This window comes from Sodalis sp. RH19, from assembly GCF_047324215.1.
Lineage (GTDB): Bacteria > Pseudomonadota > Gammaproteobacteria > Enterobacterales > Enterobacteriaceae > Acerihabitans.
On sequence record NZ_CP178734.1, the window covers coordinates 4,908,193 to 4,934,310 of the forward strand.

A 26,118-nucleotide genomic window follows, 5' to 3' on the forward strand; every position below is an offset into this window, starting at 1 on the left:
GAGTGGACTCAATGTCCATGAGCATGGCGAGCACCGCGCAACGATGCCATGGCAGTGTGCAGCCAGTCGCAACACAGACACTTTAGGGTTGTGAGGTTAAGTGAATAAGCGTACACGGTGGATGCCTAGGCAGTCAGAGGCGATGAAGGACGTGCTAATCCGCGAAATGCGCCGGTGAGCTGATATGAAGCGCTATCAGCCGGCGATGTCCGAATGGGGAAACCCAGTGCAATTCGTTGCACTATCATTACGTGAATCCATAGCGTATTGAGGCGAACCGGGGGAACTGAAACATCTCAGTACCCCGAGGAAAAGAAATCAACCGAGATTCCCCTAGTAGCGGCGAGCGAACGGGGAACAGCCCAGAGTCACCATCAGCATTTGCATCAGGAGAACGGTCTGGAAAGTCCGGCAACACAGGGTGATAGCCCCGTATCCGAAGGTGCAAGTGCTGTGAGCTCGATGAGTAGGGCGGGACACGTGATATCCTGTCTGAAGATGGGGGGACCATCCTCCAAGGCTAAATACTCCTGACTGACCGATAGTGAACCAGTACCGTGAGGGAAAGGCGAAAAGAACCCCGGCGAGGGGAGTGAAATAGAACCTGAAACCGTGTACGTACAAGCAGTGGGAGCCTTGATTTATCAGGGTGACTGCGTACCTTTTGTATAATGGGTCAGCGACTTATATTCTGTAGCAAGGTTAACCGAATAGGGGAGCCGTAGGGAAACCGAGTCTTAACTGGGCGTTAAGTTGCAGGGTATAGACCCGAAACCCGGTGATCTAGCCATGGGCAGGTTGAAGGTTGGGTAACACTAACTGGAGGACCGAACCGACTAATGTTGAAAAATTAGCGGATGACTTGTGGCTGGGGGTGAAAGGCCAATCAAACCGGGAGATAGCTGGTTCTCCCCGAAAGCTATTTAGGTAGCGCCTCGTGAATTCATCTTCGGGGGTAGAGCACTGTTTCGGCTAGGGGTCCACCCCGGATTACCAACCCGATGCAAACTGCGAATACCGAAGAATGTTACCACGGGAGACACACGGCGGGTGCTAACGTCCGTCGTGAAGAGGGAAACAACCCAGACCGCCAGCTAAGGTCCCAAAGTCATGGTTAAGTGGGAAACGATGTGGGAAGGCATAGACAGCCAGGATGTTGGCTTAGAAGCAGCCATCATTTAAAGAAAGCGTAATAGCTCACTGGTCGAGTCGGCCTGCGCGGAAGATGTAACGGGGCTAAACCATGCACCGAAGCTGCGGCAGCGGACATATCACTTAAGACAATTGTACGGAAAACGATTGACGGAGCGCAGCGACGTCAATGCGTTCATCACGTCGAGTTGGCTTAAGGATATGTCCGTTGGGTAGGGGAGCGTTCTGTAAGCCTGCGAAGGTGGCCTGTGAGGGTTGCTGGAGGTATCAGAAGTGCGAATGCTGACATAAGTAACGATAAAGCGGGTGAAAAGCCCGCTCGCCGGAAGACCAAGGGTTCCTGTCCAACGTTAATCGGGGCAGGGTGAGTCGACCCCTAAGGCGAGGCCGAAAGGCGTAGTCGATGGGAAACAGGTTAATATTCCTGTACTGGGTGTGACTGCGAAGGGGGGACGGAGAAAGCTAGGTTCGCCGGGCGACGGTTGTCCCGGTTTAAGCGTGAAGGTGGAAAGAGCAGGTAAATCCGCTTTTTCATTCAACACTGAGGCGTGATAACGAGCCACTACGGTGGTGAAGGAATTGATGCTACGCTTCCAGGAAAAGCCTCTAAGCTCCAGGTCACATCGAATCGTACCCCAAACCGACACAGGTGGTCAGGTAGAGAATACCAAGGCGCTTGAGAGAACTCGGGTGAAGGAACTAGGCAAAATGGTGCCGTAACTTCGGGAGAAGGCACGCTGGCATTAGGTGGAGGGACTTGCTCCCCGAGCTGAAGCCAGTCGCAGATACCAGCTGGCTGCAACTGTTTATTAAAAACACAGCACTGTGCAAACACGAAAGTGGACGTATACGGTGTGACGCCTGCCCGGTGCCGGAAGGTTAATTGATGGGGTTATCCGCAAGGAGAAGCTCTTGATCGAAGCCCCGGTAAACGGCGGCCGTAACTATAACGGTCCTAAGGTAGCGAAATTCCTTGTCGGGTAAGTTCCGACCTGCACGAATGGCGTAATGATGGCCAGGCTGTCTCCACCCGAGACTCAGTGAAATTGAACTCGCTGTGAAGATGCAGTGTACCCGCGGCAAGACGGAAAGACCCCGTGAACCTTTACTATAGCTTGACACTGAACATTGAGCCTTGATGTGTAGGATAGGTGGGAGGCTTTGAAGTGTGGACGCCAGTCTGCATGGAGCCAACCTTGAAATACCACCCTTTAATGTTTGATGTTCTAACTCCGGCCCGTAATCCGGGTCGAGGACAGTGTCTGGTGGGTAGTTTGACTGGGGCGGTCTCCTCCTAAAGAGTAACGGAGGAGCACGAAGGTTAGCTAATCACGGTCGGACATCGTGAGGTTAGTGCAAAGGCATAAGCTAGCTTGACTGCGAGAGTGACGGCTCGAGCAGGTGCGAAAGCAGGTCTTAGTGATCCGGTGGTTCTGAATGGAAGGGCCATCGCTCAACGGATAAAAGGTACTCCGGGGATAACAGGCTGATACCGCCCAAGAGTTCATATCGACGGCGGTGTTTGGCACCTCGATGTCGGCTCATCACATCCTGGGGCTGAAGTAGGTCCCAAGGGTATGGCTGTTCGCCATTTAAAGTGGTACGCGAGCTGGGTTTAGAACGTCGTGAGACAGTTCGGTCCCTATCTGCCGTGGGCGTTGGAAGATTGAGAGGGGCTGCTCCTAGTACGAGAGGACCGGAGTGGACGCACCACTGGTGTTCGGGTTGTCATGCCAATGGCATTGCCCGGTAGCTACGTGCGGAAGAGATAACCGCTGAAAGCATCTAAGCGGGAAACTTGCCTCGAGATGAGTCTTCCCTGTGGCTTTAAGCCACCTGAAGGGACGTTAAAGACGATGACGTTGATAGGTCGGGTGTGTAAGCGCAGCGATGCGTTGAGCTAACCGATACTAATGACCCGTGAGGCTTAACCTTACAACACCTAAAGTGTTTGACGCGAAGAGAGCGTTGCCCCCAGGGGCGGCGAGAGAATTTTCAGCGAAGTTCCGGATAAAGGCCGATGGTCATCAGAAGCAGGATGACGGTTGGTAAACGAATTTGCCTGGCGGCACTAGCGCGGTGGTCCCACCTGACCCCATGCCGAACTCAGCAGTGAAACGCCGTAGCGCCGATGGTAGTGTGGGGTCTCCCCATGCGAGAGTAGGGAACTGCCAGGCATCCATTAAGACCAATACCTTGAGCGAAGCGAGAGGCGTTGTGAAGTAACCCTGGCAGTTCGCTACTCGAGTAAGAGAGTAGGACAACAGGCGGAGCCTGTTGAACGCCGCTTGCGGCGGCCCGAAGGGGGCCTGACGCAGTCAGGCATCAACTGCCAGGCATCCATTAAGACCAATACCTTGAGCGAAGCGAAAGGCGTTGGTCAAGCACCGCAAACGGTTTTAACATGCGTTGACCCCGCAAATGTTATGTTTGGGTGTAGTACCGAATCGTGGTGCGGTAGTTCAGTCGGTTAGAATACCGGCCTGTCACGCCGGGGGTCGCGGGTTCGAGTCCCGTCCGCACCGCCACCCTATTTAGGGGCGTAGTTCAATTGGTAGAGCACCGGTCTCCAAAACCGGGTGTTGGGAGTTCGAGTCTCTCCGCCCCTGCCAGATAAAAAAAAAGCCCTTCGCTTACGCGAGGGGCTTTTCTCGTCTGCATTACTGTAAACGCAACGCAGTCCATCCCCTGGCGTTGGGACTATTGGGCGTTAAAACGCGCTTTATTTGCTCGTTTTCACTCAATAACGCAATCTTCGATTATATTTCCCGGACGTTTTTTTGACGACCGGCAGTGTGCGGTGACTCATTACAGAAATGGGCTTCATTGTCCTAATAAATATTGGGGATAAATAATCCTGCCAGCATTTTTATCCGGGTATTTATTAAATAACTCTTGGCCGGTTTAACGCCATCCTGCCCACAATTTTTCTCGTTGCCCGCTGGGAATAGCTGCACCGCGCGGCTGAAAGATAAAAGCAAAATTATCCATATAAAAAAATTGATTCAGCTATGGTAATTCTAGTTATCGGAAAAATGCCACAATCCCACCCTGCGCACCATCGTTAAATACACCCTCTCTCTTCTGATGAAGACATAAAAAACACCAGCTGATTTATACATAGCCGCGCCCATGTTACGGGTAAAGCAGAAAAAACAGATGGCGTGTAATTGCTTATTAATAAAGCAATTATGTCGTCATACTCTCTGGGGCTGGACAAAAATATATCCATAAGCTACAGATTTAAATAAAGAAGTTGCTGTTAGATCCGGCTCTTATTTATCAAAAGTGTGATGCGCCCCGATATAAAAAAGCGGTTTTTTGTTTAGTTTTATTATTGCTATCAAACTAATGATACCAGCACATTTTATGATTATAAGAGGATGATGACTATGTGGAAGCGTTTACTTTTAGTGTCCGCCATTTCTGTCGCCATGTCTTCAGTGGCTTTTGCCGAGTCGTTGACCGTCGGTTTTTCGCAAGTGGGTTCTGAATCGGGCTGGCGCGCGGCGGAAACGTCGGTGGCGAAAAGTGAAGCCCAGAAGCGCGGCATTACCTTAAAAATTGCCGACGGGCAGCAAAAACAAGAAAACCAGATTAAGGCGGTCCGTTCATTTATTGCCCAAGGCGTCGATGCCATCTTTATCGCGCCGGTAGTTCAGACGGGTTGGGAGCCGGTACTGCAGGAAGCCAAGAGCGCCAAGATCCCGGTATTCCTGCTCGACCGGGCCATTAAAGTGAAAGATGATTCTCTCTATTTAACGGTGGTTACCGCCGATAACGTGCTTGAAGGCCAATTGATTGGCGACTGGCTGGTCAAGACCGTGGGCGATAAACCCTGTAATGTGGTGGAATTGCAGGGAACCGTGGGTGCAAGCGTCGCCATCGACCGTAAGAAAGGTTTTGCCGACGCCATTGCCAAGGCGCATAACATCAAAATCATTCGTTCCCAGTCCGGTGACTTTACCCGCAGCAAAGGGAAAGAGGTCATGGAAAGCTTTATCAAGGCCGAAAACAACGGCAAAAATATCTGTATGGTCTTTGCCCATAACGACGATATGGCGATCGGCGCCATCCAGGCCATTAAAGAAGCCGGCCTGAAACCGGGTAAAGATATTCTTACCGGCTCCATCGACGGCGTTCCGGATATCTATAAAGCCATGCTTGCGGGCGAGGCCAACGCCAATGTGGAGTTAACGCCGAATATGGCCGGACCGGCGTTTGACGCCCTGGCGAAATACAAAAAAGACGGCACCAAGCCCACCAAAATCATCAAGACGGAAAGCAAACTGTTCCTGCCGGCCGATGCCCAGGCCCAATTGGATAAGAAAAGCGGCATGGGTTACTAAAGCTCAGGGGATCCTGCCGGCAGCGATGGGGATTAAGCCTGCGTCCGCGTAGCCAGGGAGGACCTGGATCGGCGCAAAAAGAAATATGTTGTAAACGCGTCCCTGGGATTGGGGTTTTGGCGCCAAGACCCCAGCCGCCAGGGCGCATATCTACCCTGTTGTTTGCATGCACTCCAGGCGCATTGGTAGCTGGCGAATAGCATCCATTTCTTTTACCCCAATAATGACCGTTAACCTTCAATACCGGGGCACAGGGGCGGGGTGTAACGGTACTGATAGCGTGTTTATCCGGCTACGTCTTTAGGAGTATTTACCGTGGGTATTATCGATAGTCATGATGATGTATTACTCAACATTACCGGCCTGAGCAAAACTTTTCCCGGCGTAAAAGCGTTAAACAACGTGTCGTTAACTCTCAATCGCGGCGAAATCATGGGATTGCTCGGCGAGAATGGCGCGGGGAAATCAACCCTTATCAAAGCGTTAACCGGTGTTTACCAACGTGACGGCGGTACGATTAACCTGGATGGACAAGATATTCATCCCAAGAATACCGCCCATGCGCAAGAGCTTGGCATCGGCACCGTGTACCAGGAAGTCAATCTGCTGCCGAATCTGTCGGTGGCGGATAATTTATTTATCGGTCGCGAACCGCGACGGTTTGGTTTTATCGATCGTAAAGAGGTTAATCGCCGCGCGGAAATCTTACTGGCGGGTTATGGTTTTGCGCTGGACGTAACGGAGCCGTTGGGGCATTTTTCCGTGGCGATGCAGCAGATCGTGGCCATTTGCCGGGCGGTGGATCTGTCGGCCAAGGTGCTGATCCTGGATGAGCCGACCGCCAGCCTGGACGCCAACGAAGTCGAGATGCTGTTTACCATTATGCGCCAGCTGCGCGACCGGGGTATCAGCCTGATCTTTGTGACCCACTTTCTCGACCAGGTCTATAAAATTACCGATCGCATCACCGTGCTGCGCAACGGCGAGTTTGTCGGCACGCGTTATACCCGCGAATTGCCCCATATTGAATTGATCAAGATGATGCTGGGTCGTGAACTGGATGAGCATGCCTTGCAGCGCGCCGGCCGTACCCTGCATAGCGAAAAGCCGGTGGCGGCCTTTGCCGGTTATGGCAAGAAAGGCACGATCGCTCCCTTTGATCTGGAGGTCAGACCGGGCGAGATCGTCGGGCTTGCCGGATTGCTGGGGTCGGGGCGTACCGAAACCGCCGAAGTGATTTTCGGCATTCGCCCGGCGGATTCGGGCACCGCCTGGATCAAGGGCACCGAGCGGGTGATCCGTTCGCCCAACCAGGCGGGAAAGCTGGGACTGGGCTTCTGTCCGGAAGATCGTAAAACAGACGGCATTATCGCCGCCGCCTCGGTGCGGGAAAATATTATCCTGGCCCTGCAGGTACAGCGCGGATGGCTGCGGCCCATCCCGCGCAAGGAACAAAATAACATTGCCGAGCGTTTTATCCGCCAACTGGATATCCGCACGCCCAGCGCCGAGCAGCCGATTGAGTTCCTGTCCGGCGGCAATCAGCAAAAGGTGCTGCTGTCGCGCTGGCTGCTGACCAAACCGCAGTTCCTGATCCTGGACGAACCGACGCGGGGCATTGATGTGGGCGCCCATGCCGAAATCATCCGTTTAATCGAATCCTTGTGCGCCGATGGGCTGGCCCTGCTGGTGATCTCCTCAGAGCTTGAAGAACTGGTGGGTTATGCCGACCGGGTTGTTATTCTGCGCGACCGGAAACATATCGCGGATATTCCGCTCGATAAGCTATCGGTGAGCGCCATTATGAATGCCATTGCCGCCTAAGGAGCGTGACTGTTATGTCTGGTTCAATGTCATCCGATACTAAAGTCGTTGTCGCCAAACGCTGGCCGGTGGGAATGCCGCAGCTGGCCGCGTTGGTGGTTGTGTTAGTGGTTGACAGTATTGTCGCCAATAATTTTTTCTCCATCCATATCCAGGATGGACGGTTGTTCGGCAGCCTCATTGATATCCTGAATCGCTGTGCGCCGGTCGCCCTGCTGTCCATCGGCATGACGCTGGTTATCGCCACCGGGGGTATCGATCTGTCGGTGGGCGCCGTCATGGCCATTGCCGGCGCGGTGACCGCGACGTTAACCGTACAGGGCTATAGCCTGACGGTTATCATCCTGGCGACCCTGGGCGTGGGCGTGCTGTCGGGTTTATGGAACGGCGTCCTGGTGGCGCTGCTGAAAATACAGCCCTTCGTGGCAACGCTTATCCTGATGGTGGCCGGGCGCGGCGTGGCGCAGCTGGTGACCGAAGGCCAGATCATTACTTTCAACAATCCGTCGCTGTCCTGGATCGGCAGCGGCTCGCTGTTCTATTTCCCCGTGCCGGTGTTTATTACCCTGATTACTCTGGTACTGGCCTGGCTGCTGACGCGCAAAACCGCCCTGGGATTGTTTATCGAGGCGGTGGGCATCAATATCCGCGCGGCCAAGAATGCGGGGGTGAAGACACGGGTTATCGTCATGTCCACTTACATCTTGAGCGGCTTATGCGCCGCGGTCGCCGGACTGATCGTCACCGCCGACATTCGTGGCGCGGATGCCAACAATGCCGGCCTGTGGCTGGAACTGGACGCTATTCTGGCGGTGGTGATCGGCGGGGCCTCGCTGATGGGCGGGCGTTTTAACCTGTTTCTGTCAATCCTGGGGGCGCTGATTATCCAGGGGATGAATACCGGCATTTTGCTGTCGGGCTTCCAGCCGGAGCTTAACCAGGTGGTGAAAGCCGTGGTGGTGCTTTGCGTGCTGGTCATGCAGTCCTCCAGCTTTATCGCTTTTATTCGCAGGAGCCGTCGCCATGCTTAAACGTAACCTTCCCCTGGTCATTACCATCGCGGTATTTATTGTCGGTTATTTGTTTTGCCTGAGCCGTTTTCCCGGTTTCGCCTCCACCAGGGTTATCTGCAATATCCTGACGGATAACGCGTTCTTGGGCATTATCGCCGTCGGCATGACTTTTGTGATTATTTCCGGCGGCATCGATCTTTCCGTGGGGTCGGTTATCGCGTTTACCGGCGTCTTCCTGGCGCGCGTGATCGGCGATTATCATCTGTCGCCGCTGGTCGCGTTTCCGCTGATCTTGATCATGGGCTGCGGATTCGGCGCGTTTATGGGCTGGCTTATCGATACATTAAAAATCCCGGCGTTTATCATTACCCTGGCCGGCATGTTTTTCCTGCGCGGCGCCAGTTACCTGGTGTCGGAAGAGTCCCTGCCCATCGACCATCCGATCTATGAAACCCTCTCGGGCCTCGCCTGGCAGATGCCCGGCGGCGGACGTCTTAGCGCCATGGGGGTGCTGATGCTGCTGGTGATGGTGTTCGGCATCCTGCTGGCGCGGTATACGCAGTTCGGCAATCAGGTGTACGCCATCGGCGGCAATGCGACGGCCGCCAACCTGATGGGGGTATCGACCCGCAGCACCACGATTCGTATTTATATGCTGTCCACGGGGCTGGCGACGCTTGCGGGCATTGTGTTTTCGATTTACACCTCGGCCGGCTACGCGTTAGCCGGCATGGGCGTGGAACTCGACGCCATCGCCTCGGTGGTGATCGGCGGCACGCTGTTGAGCGGCGGCATCGGCACGGTGTTCGGCACCTTGTTCGGCGTCATGATCCAGGGGCTTATCCAGACCTATATCAACTTTGACGGCACCCTGAGTTCCTGGTGGACCAAAATCGTCATCGGCATCCTGCTGTTTGCGTTTATCGCCTTGCAACGGCTGCTGAACTCGCTGTGGGAGAATAAGCAAAATGCCAAGGTCACCAGTATTCCCCGCACCGGCATCCCGGCGGAAAGCCAACAGCAGGCTCATAAGGCACCCGCGGCCGGCTACCCGGGGGATGGCTCGTCCTGATGGCCTCCAGGGACGTGACGGGCTTCACAGGCTTAAATGACCGGTGTTTTCAACAGCTGCCGTATCTGGGTGCGCTGATCGCTGTTTTGCAACCATACGGCATAGAGCGGCCTGACCAGGGGAGGGATATCGGCGATGGCGGCCAGGTCGGGATATAACTCGTCCCAATGGCTGGGTAAAAATACGCATGCCCCGGTGGTCGGCAGCAGGCTGCGGGCCAGCAGGGCCGAGGTGGTGCTCATGACCGGCAGGGGGTTATTCACCAGCAGCCGGCTTTCATGGGTATGGAAGTCGGCCCCCCATTCCAGACGGATATAAGGCCGATCCCCCGTTTCGGGAGGTGCCGAGGCGGTAAACAGCGACAACGAAAAATTCCCCAGCAACTGACAGGTCAGCTCCTCCATCTTCGGCGCTTCGGTGCTGATCAGCAAATCCAGCTGGCGCTCATGCAGCTGGCTTATCAGCGCGTGGCGCTGCGCTATGCGGGCTTCTATCTGCAGGGTGGGGCGCTGCTGGTATAACACGTGCAGCCATTGCCCCAACCAGGCCTCCCACAGCGAGGCGGTGGCGCCGATGGATAACAGGCTATGCTGCAGCGATCGGGTCACCTCTTTTTTGGCCAGTTGCCAGGTGGACATCAGGTTTTCCGCATAAGGCAACAGGCTTTCTCCCGCAGGCGTCAGGCGGATATTATTGCGGTGCCGGGTAAATAAACTGACGCCCAATTGCGTTTCCAATTGACGAATGCGGAAGCTCACCGCCGACTGCGTCAAATAAAGCGCTTCCGCGGCGCGACCAAAGTGGCGGGTCCTGCTAACTTCCAAAAAGGTTTTCAGTAATTCCGTATCCACGCCCATCTCCAGAAATTTTTATCGTAACGATTTAAATGTTTTGTTTTACAGAAAGTCAAGCCTATCTAATACTCCGCGCCATAAACAGTACGGCTTATGAAAGGATGGGGAGCGCTTAAGATGGCGGACAGCTTTTCTAGTACCAATCGTTATTTTGATAACAAAAATTACCCGCGTGGCTTTTCCCGGCATGGTCATTTCACCATTCGGGAAGCCCAGCTGCTGGAGCGCTATGGGCATGCCTACAACGATCTGGACAGCGGCAAGCGCGAACCGGTTACCGATGAAGAGACGCAATTTGTCGCGGTATGCCAGGGCCAGCGCGAGCCTTCCACCGAGCACGAAAAAGTGTGGTTCAAGTATATCGAGCACATTCGTCGTCCCAAGCGCTTCCATACCTTATCCGGCGGCAAGCCGCAGATGGACGTGGTGGAAGACTATACCGACAGCGAAGATTAATCCTGGCATGGGGCTGCGGCCCCATGTTATTCCATGTGCCGCCAAAGCTGTTGCAGCAGACGATCAATGGTGCGATAGCTGACGGCCTCCGCCAGATGATCGCGCTGTATTTCGGCCGCGCCCGCCAAATCCGCCAGCGTTCGGGCAACCTTGAGCGTCCGGTGCCAGGCGCGTACCGACAAACCCAGCGTTTCCATCACCTCTTCCAGGAAAACCGCGTCCTCTTCAGCAAGCCGGCAATATAATGCAACTTCCTGGTTATTGAGATACGCATTGATTTTCCGGCCGCGCCGCAGCTGGATTTCGCGCGCCGCTTGCACCCTGGCGCGCACCATCGCGCTGGTCTCGCCCGCCGGGTTCTGCCGGCGCAGCATTCCCGGCGGCAGCAGCGGCACCTCGATGGACAGGTCAAAACGATCCAGGAAGGGGCCGGATAACCGGTTCAGGTAACGCAGGGTCTGCGCGAGGCCGCTGCGGCCGTGGACGCCCTGGTAATCGCCGGACGGACTGGGGTTCATGGCGCCCACCAGTTGGAAACGCGCCGGGTATTGTACCTTGGCCTGGGCGCGGGAGATAACGATTTCACCCGCTTCCAGCGGTTCGCGCAGCGCGTCCAGCACCCGGCGCTGGAACTCCGGCAGCTCATCCAGGAATAACACCCCGTTATGGGCCAGGGATATCTCGCCGGGCCGGGGTAGGGAACCGCCGCCGACCAGGGCCGCCATCGAGGCGCTGTGATGCGGGGCGCGAAACGGTCTTTGGCGCCAATGCCGGCGGGCGGCCCCGGCGCTCATCAGACTGATCAGCGCGGCGGTCTCTACGGCCTCCGCATCGCTTAAGGGGGGCATCAACCCCGGCAGCCGGCTGGCCAGCATGGTCTTGCCGGTGCCTGGCGGACCGATAAGCAGCAGGTTATGCCCGCCGGCGGCGGCGATTTCCAGGGCGCGTTTGGCCTGCGGCTGGCCGGTGATGTCGCTGAGATCGGCGCCGTCGTATGCCGGCGGCGTCGGGTCCTGGCCTGGCACGGCATTGAGTTCGGCGCCGCCCTGCAGGAAGGCGCATACATCGCGCAGATGCCCGGCGACCAGCACGCGGCTATCCGGTATCAGGGCCGCCTCGCCGCTGTTATGGCTGGACAGGATCAGACGCCGCCCGGCCTGTTGTGCCGCCAGCGCCGCCGGAATGGCGCCCTGCACCGGCCGCAGTTCGCCGGACAGCGCCAGTTCGCCGAGAAATTCATGGCAAGCGAGCTTATCGGCGGCAATTTGTTCCGACGCGGCCAGGATCGCCAGCGCAATAGGCAAATCATAGCGCCCGCCTTCCTTGGGCAGATCGGCCGGCGCCAGGCTGACGGTTATCCGCCGGGCGGGAAAATCGAAACCGTTGTTCAGCAGCGCGCTGCGTACCCGATCGCGCGCCCCTTTTATCGTCGCGTCAGGCAACCCCACCAGGGTAAAGCCGGGCAGACCTTTGCTGATATGGGCCTCCACTGAAATCAACGGCGCCTGGACGCCGATCGACGCCCGGGTATAAATTAACGCAAGCGACATGCCCATCCTCCATCACTATCCTGGATGCCGCACCCGCGATGACGGCATCGGCCCTTATCATGCCCGCTTTGCGCCTGCAGCCCAGGGGCAGGCTCCCGCCCTGCGGAACGGCCCGTAAAAAAATTTCGGCGTTTGCCGTGCTTCGCAGCCGTGCGCGGCGGCGGCCCAAGGTTAATCCTGTGCAGAGAAGAGAGCGTGGCGGGGGAGAAGGCCGCCGAAGATGAAAAATATTCATGACTCATCAAATTATTGAAAAACGGTCTATTTAGAATTTTCGCCGCCGCGCGATCCCAGCGAAAATAATAAAAAAGATTGTCATAACCCCATTTACTGTGATAACTCTGTAGGTATTCATTCGACCAGAAGTGATGAAACCCTATTTATGAAAGCCTTTGTCCAAGTGATAAGCCTAGTCGTGATTAGCGTGGTGGTGATTATTATCCCACCGTGCGGGGCTGCACTTGGACGAAGAAAAGCTTATTAAACAAGCTTAAATCTCAAGAAAACCCCCGCACCGAAAGGACGGGGGTTTTTTTTTGGCACTTTTTTATGGCCACCAAGATATATTATGAATAAGGAACAGAAAAATGATTAACAGCATAAAATCCTGTTCCCAGCGCAGACAGGCGGGGAACTAACTATGAACGGTGCTCAGTGGGTAGTGTCAGCGTTGCGCGCACAGGGTGTGGATATGGTTTTCGGTTATCCCGGCGGCGCCATCATGCCGGTATACGATGCGCTCTTTGACGGCGGGGTGGAACATCTCCTATGCCGGCATGAACAGGGAGCGGCCATGGCGGCGATTGGCTATGCGCGAGCTACCGGTAAAGTCGGCGTCTGTATCGCCACCTCCGGCCCCGGGGCGACCAATCTCATCACCGGCCTGGCCGATGCCCTGCTGGACTCCGTGCCGCTGGTGGCCATTACCGGCCAGGTCGGCTCGGCGCTTATCGGCACCGACGCGTTCCAGGAAATCGACGTGCTCGGGCTGTCCCTGGCCTGCACCAAACACAGTTTCCTGGTGGAAAGCCTGGACGAACTGCCGGCCATCATGGCCGAGGCCTTCGCCGTCGCCACCAGCGGGCGTCCGGGGCCGGTATTGATCGATATCCCCAAGGATATCCAGCTGGCCACCGGCGAACTCAGCCCGCATCTGGTCGCCATGGACAGTCAGGACGGGGCCGTCCAGGGGGATGTGGCGGCGGCCCGCGACCTGCTGCGCCTGGCGCGCAAACCCATGCTGTATGTGGGCGGCGGCGTCGGCATGGCGCGCGCGGTGCCGGCCTTGCGTGATTTCATTCATCGCACCGGCATCCCGAGCGTGGCGACCCTGAAAGGCCTGGGCGCGCCTGACCGTGAAGATCCCTGTTACCTGGGCATGCTGGGCATGCACGGCAACCAGGCGGCCAACCTGGCGGTGCAGTCCTGCGATTTGCTTATGGCGGTCGGCGCCCGTTTTGACGACCGGGTTACCGGCCGGCTGAATTCCTTTGCGCCCCACGCCAAAGTGATCCATCTGGATATCGACCCGGCGGAACTGGGTAAACTGCGTCAGCCCCACGTGGCGTTGCAGGGTGATTTAAACCAGCTGTTTCCCGCCCTGGCGCAGGCGCTGTCGATTGACGATTGGCGTCGTGAAACCCAGGCGCTGAAATCGGAATACCGCTGGCGTTACGATCATCCGGGCGAGGCTATTTACGCGCCGGCATTGCTGAACGCGCTTTCCCGGCGGGTACCGGATAATACCGTGATCACCACCGACGTCGGACAGCACCAGATGTGGGCCGCCCAGCATATGAGCTTCACCCGTCCGGAGAACTTCATCACCTCCAGCGGCCTGGGCACCATGGGTTTCGGCGTGCCGGCCGCGGTCGGCGCCCAGGTGGCGCGTCCCGATGACACCGTGGTCTGTGTCTCCGGCGACGGCTCGTTTATGATGAATGTCCAGGAATTGACCACCATCAAGCGAAAACGGCTGCCGCTGAAAATCGTCTTGATCGACAATCAGCGATTAGGCATGGTCCGACAGTGGCAACAACTGTTTTTCGACGGACGCTATAGCGAGACCACCCTGACAGATAACCCCGATTTTCTCATCCTGGCCAGCGCGTTTGATATCCCCGGCCAACGAATTACCCGAAAAGACCAGATCGATGCCGCCTTTGACGCCATGTTTTCCCACCAGGGCCCCTACCTGCTGCATGTCTCCATCGACGAAAACGAAAATGTCTGGCCACTGGTGCCGCCCGGCGCCGGCAATGAAACCATGCTGGAGAAATTATCATGATGCAACATCAGCTTTCTATCGAGGCGCGTTCCCGTCCGGAAATCCTGGAACGCGTCCTGCGCGTGGTGCGCCACCGCGGATTCCGGGTTTGCGCATTAAATATGACGCCGCAGATCAATCCGGAATGTATAAATATTCAATTGACGGTTGCAAGCATTCGCCCGGTCGATTTACTGTCTTCACAATTAAGTAAACTTATGGATGTCGCCTGTGTCGAGATCCAGCAATTGACATCACAACAAATACGCGCCTAAGGCACGAGTAAGGAAAAGAAAATGACGACGAAGAAAGCTGATTTTATTTGGTTCAACGGCGAGATGGTTCCATGGGCGGAGGCCAAGGTCCATGTGATGTCCCATGCGCTGCATTATGGATCGTCAGTCTTCGAAGGTGTCCGTTGCTACGACTCGCATAAAGGGCCGGTGGTGTTCCGCCATCGTGAACATATGCAACGCCTGCATGATTCGGCCAAGATCTACCGTATGCCGGTAAGCCACAGTGTTGATGACCTGATGGAAGCCTGCCGTTCCGTGCTGCGCAAGAATAAGCTGGTCAGTGCCTATATCCGTCCGCTGGTGTTTGTCGGCGACGTGGGCATGGGCGTTAACCCGCCGGCCGGTTATACCACCGATGTGATTATCGCCGCGTTCCCCTGGGGCGCCTACCTGGGCGAAGACGCGCTGGACCAGGGCATCGACGCCATGGTGTCGTCATGGAACCGCGTGGCGGCCAATACCATCCCGACCGCGGCCAAGGCCGGCGGCAACTATCTTTCTTCCATGCTGGTGGGCAGCGAAGCCCGCCGCCACGGCTATCAGGAAGGCATCGCGCTGGATGTCCACGGTTATGTTTCCGAAGGCGCGGGGGAAAACCTGTTTGAAGTGAAGGAAGGCATCCTGTTTACGCCGCCGTTCACCTCTTCCGCCCTGCCGGGCATTACCCGCGACGCCATCATCAAACTGGCGAAAGATCGCGGTCTCGAAGTGCGCGAGCAGGTGCTTTCCCGTGAATCGCTTTATCTGGCCGACGAAGTGTTTATGTCCGGCACCGCGGCGGAAATCACCCCGGTGCGCAGCGTTGACGGCATCCAGGTGGGCATCGGCCGCTGCGGTCCGGTGACCAAACAGCTGCAGCAGGCGTTTTTCGGCCTGTTCACCGGCGAGACCGAAGACAAATGGGGCTGGCTGGACCCGGTCAATAACTAAAACTATAGGTTTTTAACAGCAGGCGGGTTAACCGCCTGCCAAAAGATTAACTGGAGTATTGAGCATGCCAAAGTATCGTTCCGCTACCACCACCCACGGCCGCAATATGGCCGGCGCCCGTGCCTTATGGCGCGCCACCGGCATGACCGATGATGATTTCGACAAGCCGATTATCGCCGTGGTCAACTCCTTTACCCAATTTGTGCCGGGCCATGTGCACCTGCGCGATTTGGGTAAACTGGTTGCCGAGCAGATTGAAGCCTCCGGCGGCGTGGCGAAAGAATTCAATACCATCGCGGTGGACGACGGCATCGCCATGGGACACGGCGGCATGCTGTACTCCCTGCCGTCGCGCGAGCTGATTGCCGATTCGGTGGAGTATATGGTCAACGCCCACTGCGCCGACGCCATGGTCTGTATTTCCAACTGCGATAAAATCACCCCGGGGATGCTGATGGCGGCGCTGCGCCTGAATATCCCGGTGATTTTTGTCTCCGGCGGCCCGATGGAGGCCGGCAAGACCAAGCTGTCCGATAAAATTATCAAGCTCGATTTGATTGACGCCATGATCCAGGGCGCCAATCCGAACGTGTCCGATGCCGACAGCAACCAGATCGAGCGTTCCGCCTGTCCCACCTGCGGCTCCTGTTCCGGCATGTTTACCGCCAACTCCATGAACTGCCTGACCGAAGCCCTGGGCCTGTCCCAGCCTGGCAATGGTTCGCTGCTGGCCACCCATGCCGACCGGCGTCAGCTGTTTCTCAATGCCGGCAAGCGCATCGTCGAACTGACCAAGCGCTATTATGAACAGGACGATGAAAGCGCGCTGCCGCGCAGCATTGCCTGTAAAGCGTCATTTGAAAACGCCATGACGCTGGATATCGCCATGGGCGGCTCCACCAATACCGTACTGCATCTGCTGGCGGCGGCGCAGGAAGGGGACGTGGATTTCACCATGGCCGATATCGACCGTTTATCGCGCCGGGTGCCGCATCTGTGCAAAGTGGCGCCCAGCACGCAGAAATACCATATGGAAGACGTCCACCGCGCCGGCGGCGTCTGGGGCATCCTGGGCGAACTGGACCGCGCGGGCCTGCTGAACCGCGAGGTCGGCAATATCCTCGGGCTGACGCTGCCGGAAACGCTGCAACAGTATGACGTGATGCTGACCGAAGACGCGGAAGTGAAAAGCATGTATTCCGCCGGCCCGGCCGGCATCCGCACCACCAAGGCATTCTCGCAGGACTGCCGCTGGCCGTCCCTGGATACCGATCGCCAGGACGGCTGTATCCGCTCCCGCGAGTTCGCCTATAGCCAGGACGGCGGGCTGGCGACGCTGTACGGCAATATCGCCGAAGACGGCTGTATCGTCAAAACCGCCGGCGTGGATAAGGGCAGCCTGATTTTCAGCGGCCCGGCTAAAGTGTATGAAAGCCAGGAAGCCGCCACCGAGGCCATCCTGGGCGGCAAAGTGGTGGCCGGCGACGTGGTGGTCATCCGTTACGAAGGACCCAAAGGCGGGCCGGGCATGCAGGAAATGCTGTATCCCACCACCTACCTGAAATCCATGGGGTTGGGCAAGCAGTGCGCGCTGATTACCGACGGCCGTTTTTCCGGCGGCACCTCCGGCCTGTCCATCGGCCATGTTTCGCCTGAAGCCGCCAGCGGCGGCCTGATCGGCCTGGTACAGGACGGCGATATTATCGACATCAACATCCATGAGCGCAGCATCGCGCTGGCCGTGGCGGACAGTGAACTGGCCGCCCGGCGGGAAAGGCAGACGGCACGCGGCGCGGACGCCTGGAAACCGGTGGATCGCCAGCGTCAGGTGTCCTTTGCCCTGCGGGCCTACGCCTTGCTCGCCACCAGCGCCGATAAGGGCGCGGTGCGCGATAAAAGCAAGCTGGGAGGCTAACGGTCATGGCCGACTCCCTACCGTTGCCCGCCGCGCCCTGCGCGGCGGAATACCTGCGCGCCACGCTGCGTTCGCCGGTATACGAGGTGGCCCAGGTCACCCCGTTGCAAGTCATGGAAAAACTCTCCGCGCGCCTGGGCAATACCGTCCTGGTAAAGCGGGAAGACCGGCAGCCGGTGCACAGCTTTAAGCTGCGCGGCGCCTATGCGATGATTTCCGGCCTCAATGAAGAGCAAAAAGCCCATGGCGTGGTGACCGCCTCGGCGGGCAATCATGCCCAGGGCGTGGCGCTCTCCGCGACCAGGCTTGGCATCAAGTCGCTGATCGTGATGCCGGTTGCCACGGCGGATATCAAGGTGGACGCCGTGCGCAGTTTCGGCGGCGAAGCCTTCCTGTACGGCGCCAATTTCGACGAGGCCAAGGCCAAGGCGATCGAGCTGGCGCGCGAGTGTAATTACACCTTCGTGCCGCCGTTCGACCATCCGGCGGTGATCGCCGGCCAGGGTACGCTGGCGATGGAACTGCTGCAGCAGGACGCGCATCTGGACCGCATCTTTGTACCGGTGGGCGGCGGCGGCCTGGCCGCGGGCGTAGCGGTGCTGATCAAGCACCTGATGCCGCAGATTCAGGTGATCGGCGTGGAGGCCGAGGAATCCGCCTGCCTGTGCGCGGCGCTCAAGGCCGGCGAACCGGTGGACCTCCCCCGGGTCGGTATGTTCGCCGAAGGCGTGGCGGTCAGGCGTATCGGCGACGAAACGTTCCGCTTATGCCGCGAGTACCTGGATGACGTGATTACCGTGGACAGCGACGCCATCTGCGCGGCAATCAAGGATCTGTTCGAGGACGTGCGGGCGATAGCGGAACCCGCGGGCGCGCTGGCGCTGGCGGGCATGAAAAAATATATTCAGCTGCATAATATCCGGGGCGAACGATTGGCCCATGTGCTGTCCGGCGCCAACGTCAATTTCCACGGCCTGCGTTATGTTTCCGAGCGCTGCGAGCTTGGCGAGCAGCGCGAAGCGCTGATGGCGGTGACCATTCCCGAGCAGAAGGGCAGTTTCCTGAAATTTTGCCAGCTGCTGGGCGGCCGCGCGGTAACCGAGTTTAACTATCGCTACGCCGACGCGGATAACGCCTGCATTTTTGTCGGCGTGCGCCTGACCCGGGGACGCGTGGAGCGCGATGAGATCTTAAGCGAGCTGACCGCCGGCGGCTACCAGGTGGTGGATCTGTCCGACGACGAGATGGCCAAGCTGCACGTGCGTTATATGGTGGGCGGACGCCCGTCGAAACCGCTGCGCGAACGCCTGTACAGTTTTGAATTCCCGGAATCGCCGGGCGCGCTGTTGAAATTCCTGCATACTTTGGGGACGCATTGGAATATTTCCCTGTTCCATTACCGCAGCCACGGCACCGATTACGGTCGCGTCATGGCGGGTTTCGAGCTGGGCGAGCAGGAGCCGGAGTTTGACCGCCACCTGTCCGCGCTGGGTTATGAATGCCACGACGAAACCCAAAATCCGGCTTTCCGCTTCTTTCTGCAAGGATAACCGGGCATCCCGGCCTGGCCGGCAACCAGGATAACGGGCATGCTTCCCGGCGCCGGGATGGGTAGCGTCCCGTCCCGGCGTTCCGGGCCGCTATAGCGCCACGACCTTAAGCGGCTCCGGCGCTACCGTCGAAAAAATTCAGCAATGGCGCTTCGCCGCCATTAACCAGGCCATTGCACCCTGGCTGCGTTGCCCCTTAACGTTCCAGCAGTTGCCAGAACGCTTCAATCAACGGTTCCTGCAAGCGTTTGCGCTGTACGCATACCCCTAATTCCAGCGGTTCTACCGGCGTACCGTGCTCGACAATCTGCACGCGGTTGCGCACCGGTTCGGGGCTGTTGTCTACTACTACCGAGGGGATCAGCGCAATGCCGCAGCCGAGCGCCACCATGGAAACAATGGCCTCGTGCCCGGCGACGGTGGCGTAAATCTGCGGATTGGCGAGGCGGTTGGCGCGGAACCAGTGATCGATACGGCGGCGCGCCGGACCGTGCTCCGGTAAGATAAAGGGGATATGCGACCAGTCCGGCGTGGCGACCAGCGCCTGCGCGCGTACCGGGCAGGGCAGGGCCGGGGCTATCAGGATCATCGGTATTGCGCCGATCGGGGTAAAATCAATGCTGGCCGGCAGGATTTCGGGATGGCCGGCAATGCCTAAATCGGCGTCGCCGGACTGCACTTTTTCCACGGCGTCGGCGGGGTCGCCGGTGGTCAGTTTTATTTCCACCAACGGGTGCCGGGCGCGGAAATGGTCGAGGATCGGCGGCAGGTGGCTATAGGCGGCGGTAACCGAGCAGAACAGCCGCAGCTCGCCGCTAAGCGACGGACCGTGCTGGCCCAGGCGATGGGACAGCTGCTGGTACTGCAGCAGCGTCTGCTGGGCAAAAATCTTCAACTGCTCGCCGGCGTCGGTAAGCTGTACCGTGCGGTTGTCGCGCAGGAACAAGACCCGTCCCACGTCTTCCTCCAGACGCTGGATCTGGCGCGACAGCGTCGACGGGCTAACGTGGGTCGCTTTCGCGGTGCGGCCGAAATGGCGGCTTTCCGCGAGGTGAAGGAACAATTTAAGATCGCGCAGATCCATAGGGGCAGCACCTTTAAACCGCTTTTTCCATGTGCAGCGCGCACGTTGCACAATATGCAATATCAGATTGTTAATATATCAATTTAAGCAACACGATTCCTGCTTTATAGTGGCAAACATCCTATTCCCGTCCGGCGGGAACCCTTATACCAGAAGTACCATACCCTATTACGGAGTAGCACCATGGCTAACTATTTTAACACCCTGAACCTGCGCCAGCAGCTGGAGCAGCTGGGTAAATGCCGCTTTATGGCCCGGGATGAATTCGCCGATGAAGCGGGCTACCTGAAAGGTAAAAAAGTGGTCATTATCGGCTGCGGGGCGCAGGGGCTGAACCAGGGCCTGAACATGCGTGATTCCGGACTTGATATTTCCTACGCGCTGCGCAAGGCGGCCATTGACGAGAAGCGCCCGTCCTGGCGCAAGGCCACCGAAAACGGCTTTAAGGTCGGTACCTATGAAGAACTGATCCCGCAGGCCGATCTGGTGGTCAACCTGACGCCGGACAAACAGCATTCGGTCGTGGTGCAGGCCGTGCAGCCGCTGATGAAAAAAGGCGCGGCGCTGGGCTACTCCCATGGGTTTAACATCGTCGAGGTGGGCGAGCAAATCCGTAAAGACATCACTGTTATCATGGTGGCGCCCAAATGCCCCGGCACCGAAGTGCGCGAAGAGTACAAACGCGGTTTCGGCGTGCCGACCCTGATTGCGGTACATCCGGAAAACGACCCGCAGGGTGAAGGCATGGCGCTGGCCAAGGCCTGGGCGGCCGCTACCGGCGGCCATCGCGCCGGCGTCCTGGCGTCATCGTTTGTCGCCGAGGTAAAATCCGACCTGATGGGCGAACAAACCATCCTGTGCGGCATGCTGCAGGCCGGCTCGCTGCTGTGCTTCGATAAAATGGTCGCGGACGGCATCGACCCGGCCTACGCCGGGAAACTGGTGCAGTTCGGCTGGGAAACCACCACCGAAGCGCTTAAGCAAGGCGGCATTACGCTGATGATGGACCGTTTGTCCAATAGCGCCAAGCTGCGCGCCTTTGCCTTGTCCGAGCAGTTAAAAGCCCTGATGCAGCCCTTGTTCGAAAAACATATGGACGACATCATCACCGGCGCCTTCTCCAGCGGCATGATGGAAGACTGGGCTAATGACGACGTGAAATTGCTGACCTGGCGCGAAGAGACCGGCGCCTCGGCGTTTGAAAACGCTCCGCAGTTTGAAGGCAAAATCAGCGAGCAGGAATATTTCGACCACGGCGTGCTGATGATAGCCATGGCCAAGGCCGGGGTGGAGCTGGCGTTTGAAACCATGACCCGCTCCGGTATCATCGCCGAATCGGCTTACTACGAATCGCTGCATGAGCTGCCGCTGATCGCCAATACCGTGGCGCGCAAGCGCCTGTATGAAATGAATGTGGTGATTTCCGATACCGCCGAATACGGCAACTACCTGTTCGCCAACGCCGCCGTGCCGCTGCTGAAAGCCAACTTTATGGACAGCCTGCAGCCGGGCGATATCGGCAAGGCCGCGCCTGCCGCCGAGATTGATAATGCGCAGCTGCGCGATGTCAACGAAGCCATCCGCCACCATCCGATTGAAATTATCGGCGCCACCCTGCGCGGGTATATGAAAGATATGAAGCGGATTGCGGTTGCCGGCTGATTCTTCCACCGGCGACAGTCGCTGATATTTCACAAGGCCCCGCGCTGATGCGCGTGGCTTTTTTTTCAGCGCGTGAGATTGCCGACAACGGCCTGACACCGTAGACAGGACGCTGATCCCATTGGGATAGTCTTTATACGTTACGATCGCAATCTGCGCCGATGCGGCAGGCTATGAATAATGTATAACCCATGATTCATTAAACGTAATAACGTGCAATATAGCGTTCAATTTCGAGACGGCCCTCGACGATAATGATACTCACGGCGAAAGGCATGGCGGATAGTCGCCCGCCATTATATCGTGCTTTTGCGCCTGCAAATCAGGCTCTGGGATTGGTCTCCCTGATACAAAACTTAGTGGCGGCATTTGACGCTTATGCGTATTTTGATGTCGTGAATTCAGCTCACCCTGAAATTACGTAATTCAGGTAATTCGGTGGTGGTTTATGAATATCACTTAGTGGAGGCTGCCTTATGGCTACGATCCCAACCCAAACTCATGCATTTTTTTCTGTCCCCTTCCGTTCAACCACGGATTTCACCGTGCTCGCCGGGCATTGCGAACAGTTCACTGAACCCTGCTTGAAAGTAGCGATACCACACGCCGGCAGGCGCTTAGCGCACGGCTTGCCGAATGCCTTGCCCAGTTGCAACCCACGCTGAACGACCCAATCCCGCCTCACTTGATTGAAAGCCTGACCGTGGATGATTTCCCGGTGACCTCGCCACGCTTTGAACCTGACGCCGAGCAGCTTTGCGAATATTGCCAGGCGCAGGCGCGAATCCTGATAGACCGGGCGCTATTACCGGAAATGGAGCACACCCTCACCGGATTGCTGTTTGAACTGGTCAGTTATTTTGCCGATGAGTTGAGAGCGCCGCGCTGGATACGTACCGCCCATGGGGCGAAATTTATCGCGGAGGTGGAGAGGGCTGGGGAAAGCGGAATATCCTGAATAAAGGAACTCGCCCTTACCGCGTGTTAATATTGTAGAAAAAGTCCTGAGCCCTAGGCCAGGACTTAGATTGCACAGGGAAAGGCTAGAAATAGCGGCATACAAAAGCGCCTGGGACGTTCAATACTGTCACCGTGAGGGCAAATAACGCAACAATCGCTCTGTATCGTCATGTTCAAACGACCTTTCCATTCGCATAATTTCCTCGCCTCGCAGACCATTGCCTTTCGCTATATTTCGCCATTGTGAAACTGCTTGGGCAATCTTGGTCAACGCTGCGTTAACTTCAGCTTTCCCAGCATCGAAAAATTCAGCTAGCGCCAGACAGGTGTCCAGAGAGGGTTTGGAGCGGTCACCATCGAATGACAAGTTATGATTACGGCGCGCAAAATGTTCCGTTGTCGGATTGATATCGTAAGCTGGAGAAAGCCGCCAACCTTGTGGTTCGCGTAAAAAACCATGATTACGCAGATGGTCATCAATGTTGCCCGTCATGGCATTAAAGATCATACGGCTAAACAGTTCCAGCCGGTCTGCCCCGGGTCGCGATGAGTAATGGGTGAGAGCATCCGCAATTTCAATATAGCTGGCGCCTTCTTTATTATTTTCGTTACGTTCCAGTAACGTCATGGCGGAAATAAAGGGGATGCGTTTACCGGCCAGGCGGTCAAAACGCTCCACCAGAAGCACTGGTCTGTCACCACCGGCATTCAAAACCCGGTGATGTGCGGTGCGAATACCCGCTTTTCTTGCGAGACCCAGCATGGTGGCTTCCCAGAGTGATACGCGTTCTGTGTCGGTATTGCTTTGAAACTTCGCCAGCCACAGCTTATGCTTGTCTTCCACCGAGGCTTTGGGATGAGCGCCCCCCAGAGAAGAACCGGGTTGCGCAATCATAGCCAGATCTGACGCGCTTTCCCGCCCGGCTTCAAAGCGGTGAACGGCGGCTTCCAGTTCCCGCAAATTGACCAGTTTTGGCACGTCATGGTTATCCGCTAAAAAAACGTCTGGCTGTGCGGCATCGCTGAGGCGTAACGCCCCCATTCTCATATAATCGCTGACGCCAAGGAGAAAATCGCACTCGGACAGATGGCGGTTGTTGACCCTGGTCTGGACTAGGCGCCCCCATCTATCAGGGGAAATATCCTGGAATGCGCCCCACAGCTTATTATCTACATAAGGTGTTCTGGGGATAAGCTCCAGCGCCGGATCAATGGCGAATCCGTTCCTGGCCCAGTCTGCCGCATAGGTAAATTGATAACGTTCCGTGCCTCTGGCGACATACACGTCCAGTTGGCCGACAAGTCGCGCGTTATCTTGCCAGTCAATGGTGACGTTAATGCTCTTCATTCTGTTCTCCGTGTGCGGATACGGACGGGCAACTCATCATCCATCAAATCCAGCCCGAGTGGATCCTGAGTCCGGTCTATGATGTTTTCCAACTGATCCAACTTACCAAGCACATACAGCGCTATTGCATAACTCCCCATTGACACTTTTGCATCGCCGGCCTCAAGCCTGCTGAGCGTGGCGCGGGTGATACCGATTCGCTCAGCCATCAGCGAGGTACTTATGCGGCGGCGTTTGCGCGCATCCTGTATATCGCGGCCCAGTTTCTTCAATGCCTGCTCTACCCGGAATACTCTCATTTTGCATACTCCGTGATACACTAAAGTTTATATTGCTAAATATAGCATACAGAATGACGACATTTCATAAAGAAATAGAGACAGCGGTCGAGAATTCAGGTTGTTTGTTTACCACCCTTAAAATAGAGCACATCCTCACAGGGTTGCTGTTCGACGTGGTGAGCTATCTTGCCGATGAACTGAAAGCGCCGTGCTGGATATGTATCGCCGAAGTGATAAAGTTTATAATAGAAGTGGAGATGGCAGGATAAAGATACGTGCCACGTTATCAAAATCCGTCATCAGGGCGGATTTCTTCATTGTGGTGTCGGACTCAATGAGAGAAAACTTTTTAAAAGCGCGATAGCAATCGTTTTCCCCGCTGGAAGCGTGACATCAATACCCCGATCTAAGCCAGACGCTATCACATAACATTTTAATATTGACGGCTGAGCCATCGCCATCAGGGCCACATTGGCTTGTTTACTGCCCATTGCTTTCAGCTGTCCAGTCTGATAAATGTTGAGAGCTTACCTGACCGGGCACCCCCCTTGGCGCGGAAACGCTATCGTGACGCTCCACTTACGACCGGATACACAGCATATGAAAAATAAAATTACCCTGATAACCGGCGGCGATCGCGGCATCGGCCGGGCTACGGCATTATGCCTCGCCAGCAAAGGACACCAGGTTTGTATTGGCTATCATACCCGTGAAGCCAGTGCGCAAGCGGTTATCGATGACATTCGCCATGGCGGCGGGAATGCCATTGCGGTTCAGGTAGATATCGCCCAGGAAGAACAGGTGGTGGAACTGTTCAGGCAAATAGATAAACAGCTTGGCCCCATTACCGGGTTGGTCAATAACGCGGCAATGCTGATGCCTCAAGCCTCTATCGAACAGTTGGATGCAACACGGCTTGCCACCCTGTTTGCCACCAATGTCAGCAGCAGCTTTATCTGCGCCCGGGAAGCGGTTAAACGGATGGCGCATCGCCATGGCGGCCAGGGGGGAGCCATCGTTAACGTATCTTCGGCGGCATCACGGCTCGGTTCACCCCATGAATATGTGGATTATGCCGCTTCGAAAGGCGCCATTGATACGTTAACCATTGGCCTGTCCCTGGAGGTCGCGGCCCAGGGAATTCGCGTTAACGCCGTGCGCCCCGGCTTTATTTACACCGAAATGCACGCCGATGGCGGCGAGCCAAAACGGGTGGATCGTGTTAAAGGTAATTTGCCGATGCAACGCGGCGGCCAGCCAGAAGAAGTGGCTCAGGCTATCGCATGGTTATTGTCTGATGAGGCTTCCTATGTCACAGGCAGTTTCCTTGATCTTGCGGGAGGAAAATAGTTCGCATAATAAAAGAACAAAAAATATTGCGGGGCTCATCACTGATCTGACACTATTTCTCAATTACTGGCGTCCTTTGCGCTTACCATTATTTCGCTGATGAACTTAATGAATATCAACCTCATCAGTCAGCCTTATCATATATATTATTCATGCTGGATCTTTGGTGGTTGTTTTATTATTTTCCGCGGAATAGATTAATAATT

At 56.5% G+C, this 26,118-nt stretch carries 19 protein-coding genes, 2 tRNA genes, 2 rRNA genes and 1 pseudogene; 19 read left to right on the forward strand and 5 right to left on the reverse strand.

The window, feature by feature from the left end; all coding sequences use genetic code 11:
• Nucleotides 1-94: 94 nt before the first annotated feature.
• From ACL2XF_RS22095 to yjfF, 8 genes are all read left to right on the forward strand, one after another.
• Nucleotides 95-3,087: ribosomal RNA gene (locus ACL2XF_RS22095) — 23S ribosomal RNA — on the forward strand.
• Between the two features lie 126 nt (nucleotides 3,088-3,213).
• Nucleotides 3,214-3,329 (forward strand): 5S ribosomal RNA (rrf, locus tag ACL2XF_RS22100).
• 274 nt (nucleotides 3,330-3,603) lie between these two features.
• Nucleotides 3,604-3,680 (forward strand) — tRNA-Asp (locus tag ACL2XF_RS22105).
• An 8-nt stretch (nucleotides 3,681-3,688) separates the two neighbouring features.
• Nucleotides 3,689-3,764, forward strand: a tRNA-Trp gene (locus tag ACL2XF_RS22110).
• Between the two features lie 780 nt (nucleotides 3,765-4,544).
• Nucleotides 4,545-5,501, forward strand: coding sequence for a galactofuranose ABC transporter, galactofuranose-binding protein YtfQ (gene ytfQ / locus ACL2XF_RS22115; RefSeq protein WP_410013108.1), 957 nt, complete (start codon nucleotides 4,545-4,547; stop codon nucleotides 5,499-5,501).
• Nucleotides 5,502-5,822: 321 nt separating this feature from the next.
• Complete coding sequence (gene ytfR / locus ACL2XF_RS22120; protein WP_410016698.1) at nucleotides 5,823-7,325, forward strand: galactofuranose ABC transporter, ATP-binding protein YtfR; 1,503 nt, start codon at nucleotides 5,823-5,825, stop codon at nucleotides 7,323-7,325.
• Between the two features lie 14 nt (nucleotides 7,326-7,339).
• On the forward strand, nucleotides 7,340-8,356 hold the full coding sequence (ytfT, locus tag ACL2XF_RS22125) for a galactofuranose ABC transporter, ATP-binding protein YtfT (protein ID WP_413721636.1): 1,017 nt from the start codon (nucleotides 7,340-7,342) through the stop codon (nucleotides 8,354-8,356).
• On the forward strand, nucleotides 8,349-9,410 hold the full coding sequence (gene yjfF / locus ACL2XF_RS22130; RefSeq protein ID WP_410013110.1) for a galactofuranose ABC transporter, permease protein YjfF: 1,062 nt from the start codon (nucleotides 8,349-8,351) through the stop codon (nucleotides 9,408-9,410). The genes ytfT and yjfF overlap by 8 nt, the downstream gene beginning before the upstream one ends.
• A gap of 32 nt (nucleotides 9,411-9,442) precedes the next feature.
• Here yjfF and hdfR read toward each other — a convergent pair whose 3' ends face one another.
• Complete coding sequence (gene hdfR / locus ACL2XF_RS22135; RefSeq protein ID WP_413727538.1) at nucleotides 9,443-10,261, reverse strand: HTH-type transcriptional regulator HdfR; 819 nt, start codon at nucleotides 10,259-10,261, stop codon at nucleotides 9,443-9,445.
• Nucleotides 10,262-10,381: 120 nt separating this feature from the next.
• Here hdfR and ACL2XF_RS22140 point away from each other — a divergent pair, with 120 nt between their 5' ends.
• Complete coding sequence (locus ACL2XF_RS22140; protein ID WP_410013112.1) at nucleotides 10,382-10,720, forward strand: DUF413 domain-containing protein; 339 nt, start codon at nucleotides 10,382-10,384, stop codon at nucleotides 10,718-10,720.
• A 26-nt stretch (nucleotides 10,721-10,746) separates the two neighbouring features.
• On the opposite strand, the gene ACL2XF_RS22145 is transcribed toward ACL2XF_RS22140, so the two are convergent.
• On the reverse strand, nucleotides 10,747-12,270 hold the full coding sequence (locus ACL2XF_RS22145) for a YifB family Mg chelatase-like AAA ATPase (RefSeq protein WP_413727539.1): 1,524 nt from the start codon (nucleotides 12,268-12,270) through the stop codon (nucleotides 10,747-10,749).
• Between the two features lie 382 nt (nucleotides 12,271-12,652).
• Here ACL2XF_RS22145 and ilvL point away from each other — a divergent pair, with 382 nt between their 5' ends.
• The 6 genes from ilvL (at nucleotide 12,653) to ilvA (ending at nucleotide 19,227) form a co-directional block, all read left to right on the forward strand.
• The gene (gene ilvL / locus ACL2XF_RS22150; RefSeq protein WP_162367070.1) at nucleotides 12,653-12,754 is read left to right on the forward strand and encodes an ilv operon leader peptide; all 102 of its coding nucleotides are present in this window, start codon (nucleotides 12,653-12,655) and stop codon (nucleotides 12,752-12,754) included.
• Nucleotides 12,755-12,910: 156 nt separating this feature from the next.
• Nucleotides 12,911-14,557, forward strand: coding sequence for an acetolactate synthase 2 catalytic subunit (gene ilvG, locus ACL2XF_RS22155; RefSeq protein ID WP_410013114.1), 1,647 nt, complete (start codon nucleotides 12,911-12,913; stop codon nucleotides 14,555-14,557).
• Nucleotides 14,554-14,811, forward strand: coding sequence for an acetolactate synthase 2 small subunit (gene ilvM, locus ACL2XF_RS22160; protein WP_410013115.1), 258 nt, complete (start codon nucleotides 14,554-14,556; stop codon nucleotides 14,809-14,811). The genes ilvG and ilvM overlap by 4 nt, the downstream gene beginning before the upstream one ends.
• Nucleotides 14,812-14,832: 21 nt before the next feature.
• On the forward strand, nucleotides 14,833-15,762 hold the full coding sequence (gene ilvE / locus ACL2XF_RS22165) for a branched-chain-amino-acid transaminase (RefSeq protein WP_410013116.1): 930 nt from the start codon (nucleotides 14,833-14,835) through the stop codon (nucleotides 15,760-15,762).
• Between the two features lie 64 nt (nucleotides 15,763-15,826).
• Complete coding sequence (ilvD, locus tag ACL2XF_RS22170) at nucleotides 15,827-17,677, forward strand: dihydroxy-acid dehydratase (RefSeq protein WP_413727540.1); 1,851 nt, start codon at nucleotides 15,827-15,829, stop codon at nucleotides 17,675-17,677.
• Between the two features lie 5 nt (nucleotides 17,678-17,682).
• On the forward strand, nucleotides 17,683-19,227 hold the full coding sequence (ilvA, locus tag ACL2XF_RS22175) for a threonine ammonia-lyase, biosynthetic (RefSeq protein WP_413727541.1): 1,545 nt from the start codon (nucleotides 17,683-17,685) through the stop codon (nucleotides 19,225-19,227).
• Nucleotides 19,228-19,423: 196 nt separating this feature from the next.
• On the opposite strand, the gene ilvY is transcribed toward ilvA, so the two are convergent.
• The gene (ilvY, locus tag ACL2XF_RS22180; protein ID WP_410013119.1) at nucleotides 19,424-20,311 is read right to left on the reverse strand and encodes an HTH-type transcriptional activator IlvY; all 888 of its coding nucleotides are present in this window, start codon (nucleotides 20,309-20,311) and stop codon (nucleotides 19,424-19,426) included.
• Between the two features lie 183 nt (nucleotides 20,312-20,494).
• On the opposite strand from ilvY, the gene ilvC reads away from it, so the two are divergent.
• Both ilvC and ACL2XF_RS22190 read left to right on the forward strand, forming a co-directional pair.
• Nucleotides 20,495-21,973: a ketol-acid reductoisomerase gene (ilvC, locus tag ACL2XF_RS22185; RefSeq protein WP_410013120.1), complete on the forward strand. Its 1,479-nt coding sequence runs from the start codon at nucleotides 20,495-20,497 to the stop codon at nucleotides 21,971-21,973.
• Nucleotides 21,974-22,449: 476 nt separating this feature from the next.
• A pseudogene (locus tag ACL2XF_RS22190) lies at nucleotides 22,450-22,931 on the forward strand (hypothetical protein).
• A 129-nt stretch (nucleotides 22,932-23,060) separates the two neighbouring features.
• On the opposite strand, the gene ACL2XF_RS22195 reads toward ACL2XF_RS22190, so the two are convergent.
• Both ACL2XF_RS22195 and ACL2XF_RS22200 read right to left on the reverse strand, forming a co-directional pair.
• Nucleotides 23,061-24,281 carry a type II toxin-antitoxin system HipA family toxin gene (locus ACL2XF_RS22195; protein WP_413727542.1) on the reverse strand — a complete coding sequence of 407 codons (1,221 nt, stop codon included), beginning with the start codon at nucleotides 24,279-24,281 and terminating at the stop codon, nucleotides 23,061-23,063.
• Nucleotides 24,278-24,580 (reverse strand): helix-turn-helix transcriptional regulator, encoded by a 303-nt coding sequence (locus ACL2XF_RS22200; RefSeq protein WP_410013124.1) that lies wholly within the window; start codon nucleotides 24,578-24,580, stop codon nucleotides 24,278-24,280. The genes ACL2XF_RS22195 and ACL2XF_RS22200 overlap by 4 nt, the downstream gene beginning before the upstream one ends.
• A gap of 53 nt (nucleotides 24,581-24,633) precedes the next feature.
• Between ACL2XF_RS22200 and ACL2XF_RS22205 the strand changes: the two genes are divergently transcribed.
• Both ACL2XF_RS22205 and ACL2XF_RS22210 read left to right on the forward strand, forming a co-directional pair.
• Nucleotides 24,634-24,831 carry a hypothetical protein gene (locus ACL2XF_RS22205; protein ID WP_413727543.1) on the forward strand — a complete coding sequence of 66 codons (198 nt, stop codon included), beginning with the start codon at nucleotides 24,634-24,636 and terminating at the stop codon, nucleotides 24,829-24,831.
• 331 nt (nucleotides 24,832-25,162) lie between these two features.
• Nucleotides 25,163-25,912, forward strand: a complete 750-nt coding sequence (locus ACL2XF_RS22210) for an SDR family oxidoreductase (RefSeq protein ID WP_413727544.1) — start codon at nucleotides 25,163-25,165, stop codon at nucleotides 25,910-25,912.
• Nucleotides 25,913-26,118 lie beyond the last annotated feature (206 nt).

Excerpts from the sequence above, each read along its gene's own strand:
- ilvY (WP_410013119.1), bottom strand. The coding sequence starts at position 20,311 with ATGGATCTGCGCGATCTTAAATTGTTCCTTCACCTCGCGGAAAGCCGC.
- ACL2XF_RS22205 (WP_413727543.1), top strand. The coding sequence starts at position 24,634 with ATGACGACATTTCATAAAGAAATAGAGACAGCGGTCGAGAATTCAGGT.
- ilvL (WP_162367070.1), top strand. The coding sequence starts at position 12,653 with ATGAAAGCCTTTGTCCAAGTGATAAGCCTAGTCGTGATTAGCGTGGTG.
- ACL2XF_RS22200 (WP_410013124.1), bottom strand. The coding sequence starts at position 24,580 with ATGAGAGTATTCCGGGTAGAGCAGGCATTGAAGAAACTGGGCCGCGAT.
- ACL2XF_RS22145 (WP_413727539.1), bottom strand. The coding sequence starts at position 12,270 with ATGTCGCTTGCGTTAATTTATACCCGGGCGTCGATCGGCGTCCAGGCG.
- ilvA (WP_413727541.1), top strand. The coding sequence starts at position 17,683 with ATGGCCGACTCCCTACCGTTGCCCGCCGCGCCCTGCGCGGCGGAATAC.
- ilvE (WP_410013116.1), top strand. The coding sequence starts at position 14,833 with ATGACGACGAAGAAAGCTGATTTTATTTGGTTCAACGGCGAGATGGTT.
- ACL2XF_RS22195 (WP_413727542.1), bottom strand. The coding sequence starts at position 24,281 with ATGAAGAGCATTAACGTCACCATTGACTGGCAAGATAACGCGCGACTT.
- ilvM (WP_410013115.1), top strand. The coding sequence starts at position 14,554 with ATGATGCAACATCAGCTTTCTATCGAGGCGCGTTCCCGTCCGGAAATC.
- ilvD (WP_413727540.1), top strand. The coding sequence starts at position 15,827 with ATGCCAAAGTATCGTTCCGCTACCACCACCCACGGCCGCAATATGGCC.
- ytfT (WP_413721636.1), top strand. The coding sequence starts at position 7,340 with ATGTCTGGTTCAATGTCATCCGATACTAAAGTCGTTGTCGCCAAACGC.
- ytfQ (WP_410013108.1), top strand. The coding sequence starts at position 4,545 with ATGTGGAAGCGTTTACTTTTAGTGTCCGCCATTTCTGTCGCCATGTCT.
- ilvG (WP_410013114.1), top strand. The coding sequence starts at position 12,911 with ATGAACGGTGCTCAGTGGGTAGTGTCAGCGTTGCGCGCACAGGGTGTG.
- ilvC (WP_410013120.1), top strand. The coding sequence starts at position 20,495 with ATGGCTAACTATTTTAACACCCTGAACCTGCGCCAGCAGCTGGAGCAG.
- yjfF (WP_410013110.1), top strand. The coding sequence starts at position 8,349 with ATGCTTAAACGTAACCTTCCCCTGGTCATTACCATCGCGGTATTTATT.
- ACL2XF_RS22140 (WP_410013112.1), top strand. The coding sequence starts at position 10,382 with ATGGCGGACAGCTTTTCTAGTACCAATCGTTATTTTGATAACAAAAAT.
- ACL2XF_RS22210 (WP_413727544.1), top strand. The coding sequence starts at position 25,163 with ATGAAAAATAAAATTACCCTGATAACCGGCGGCGATCGCGGCATCGGC.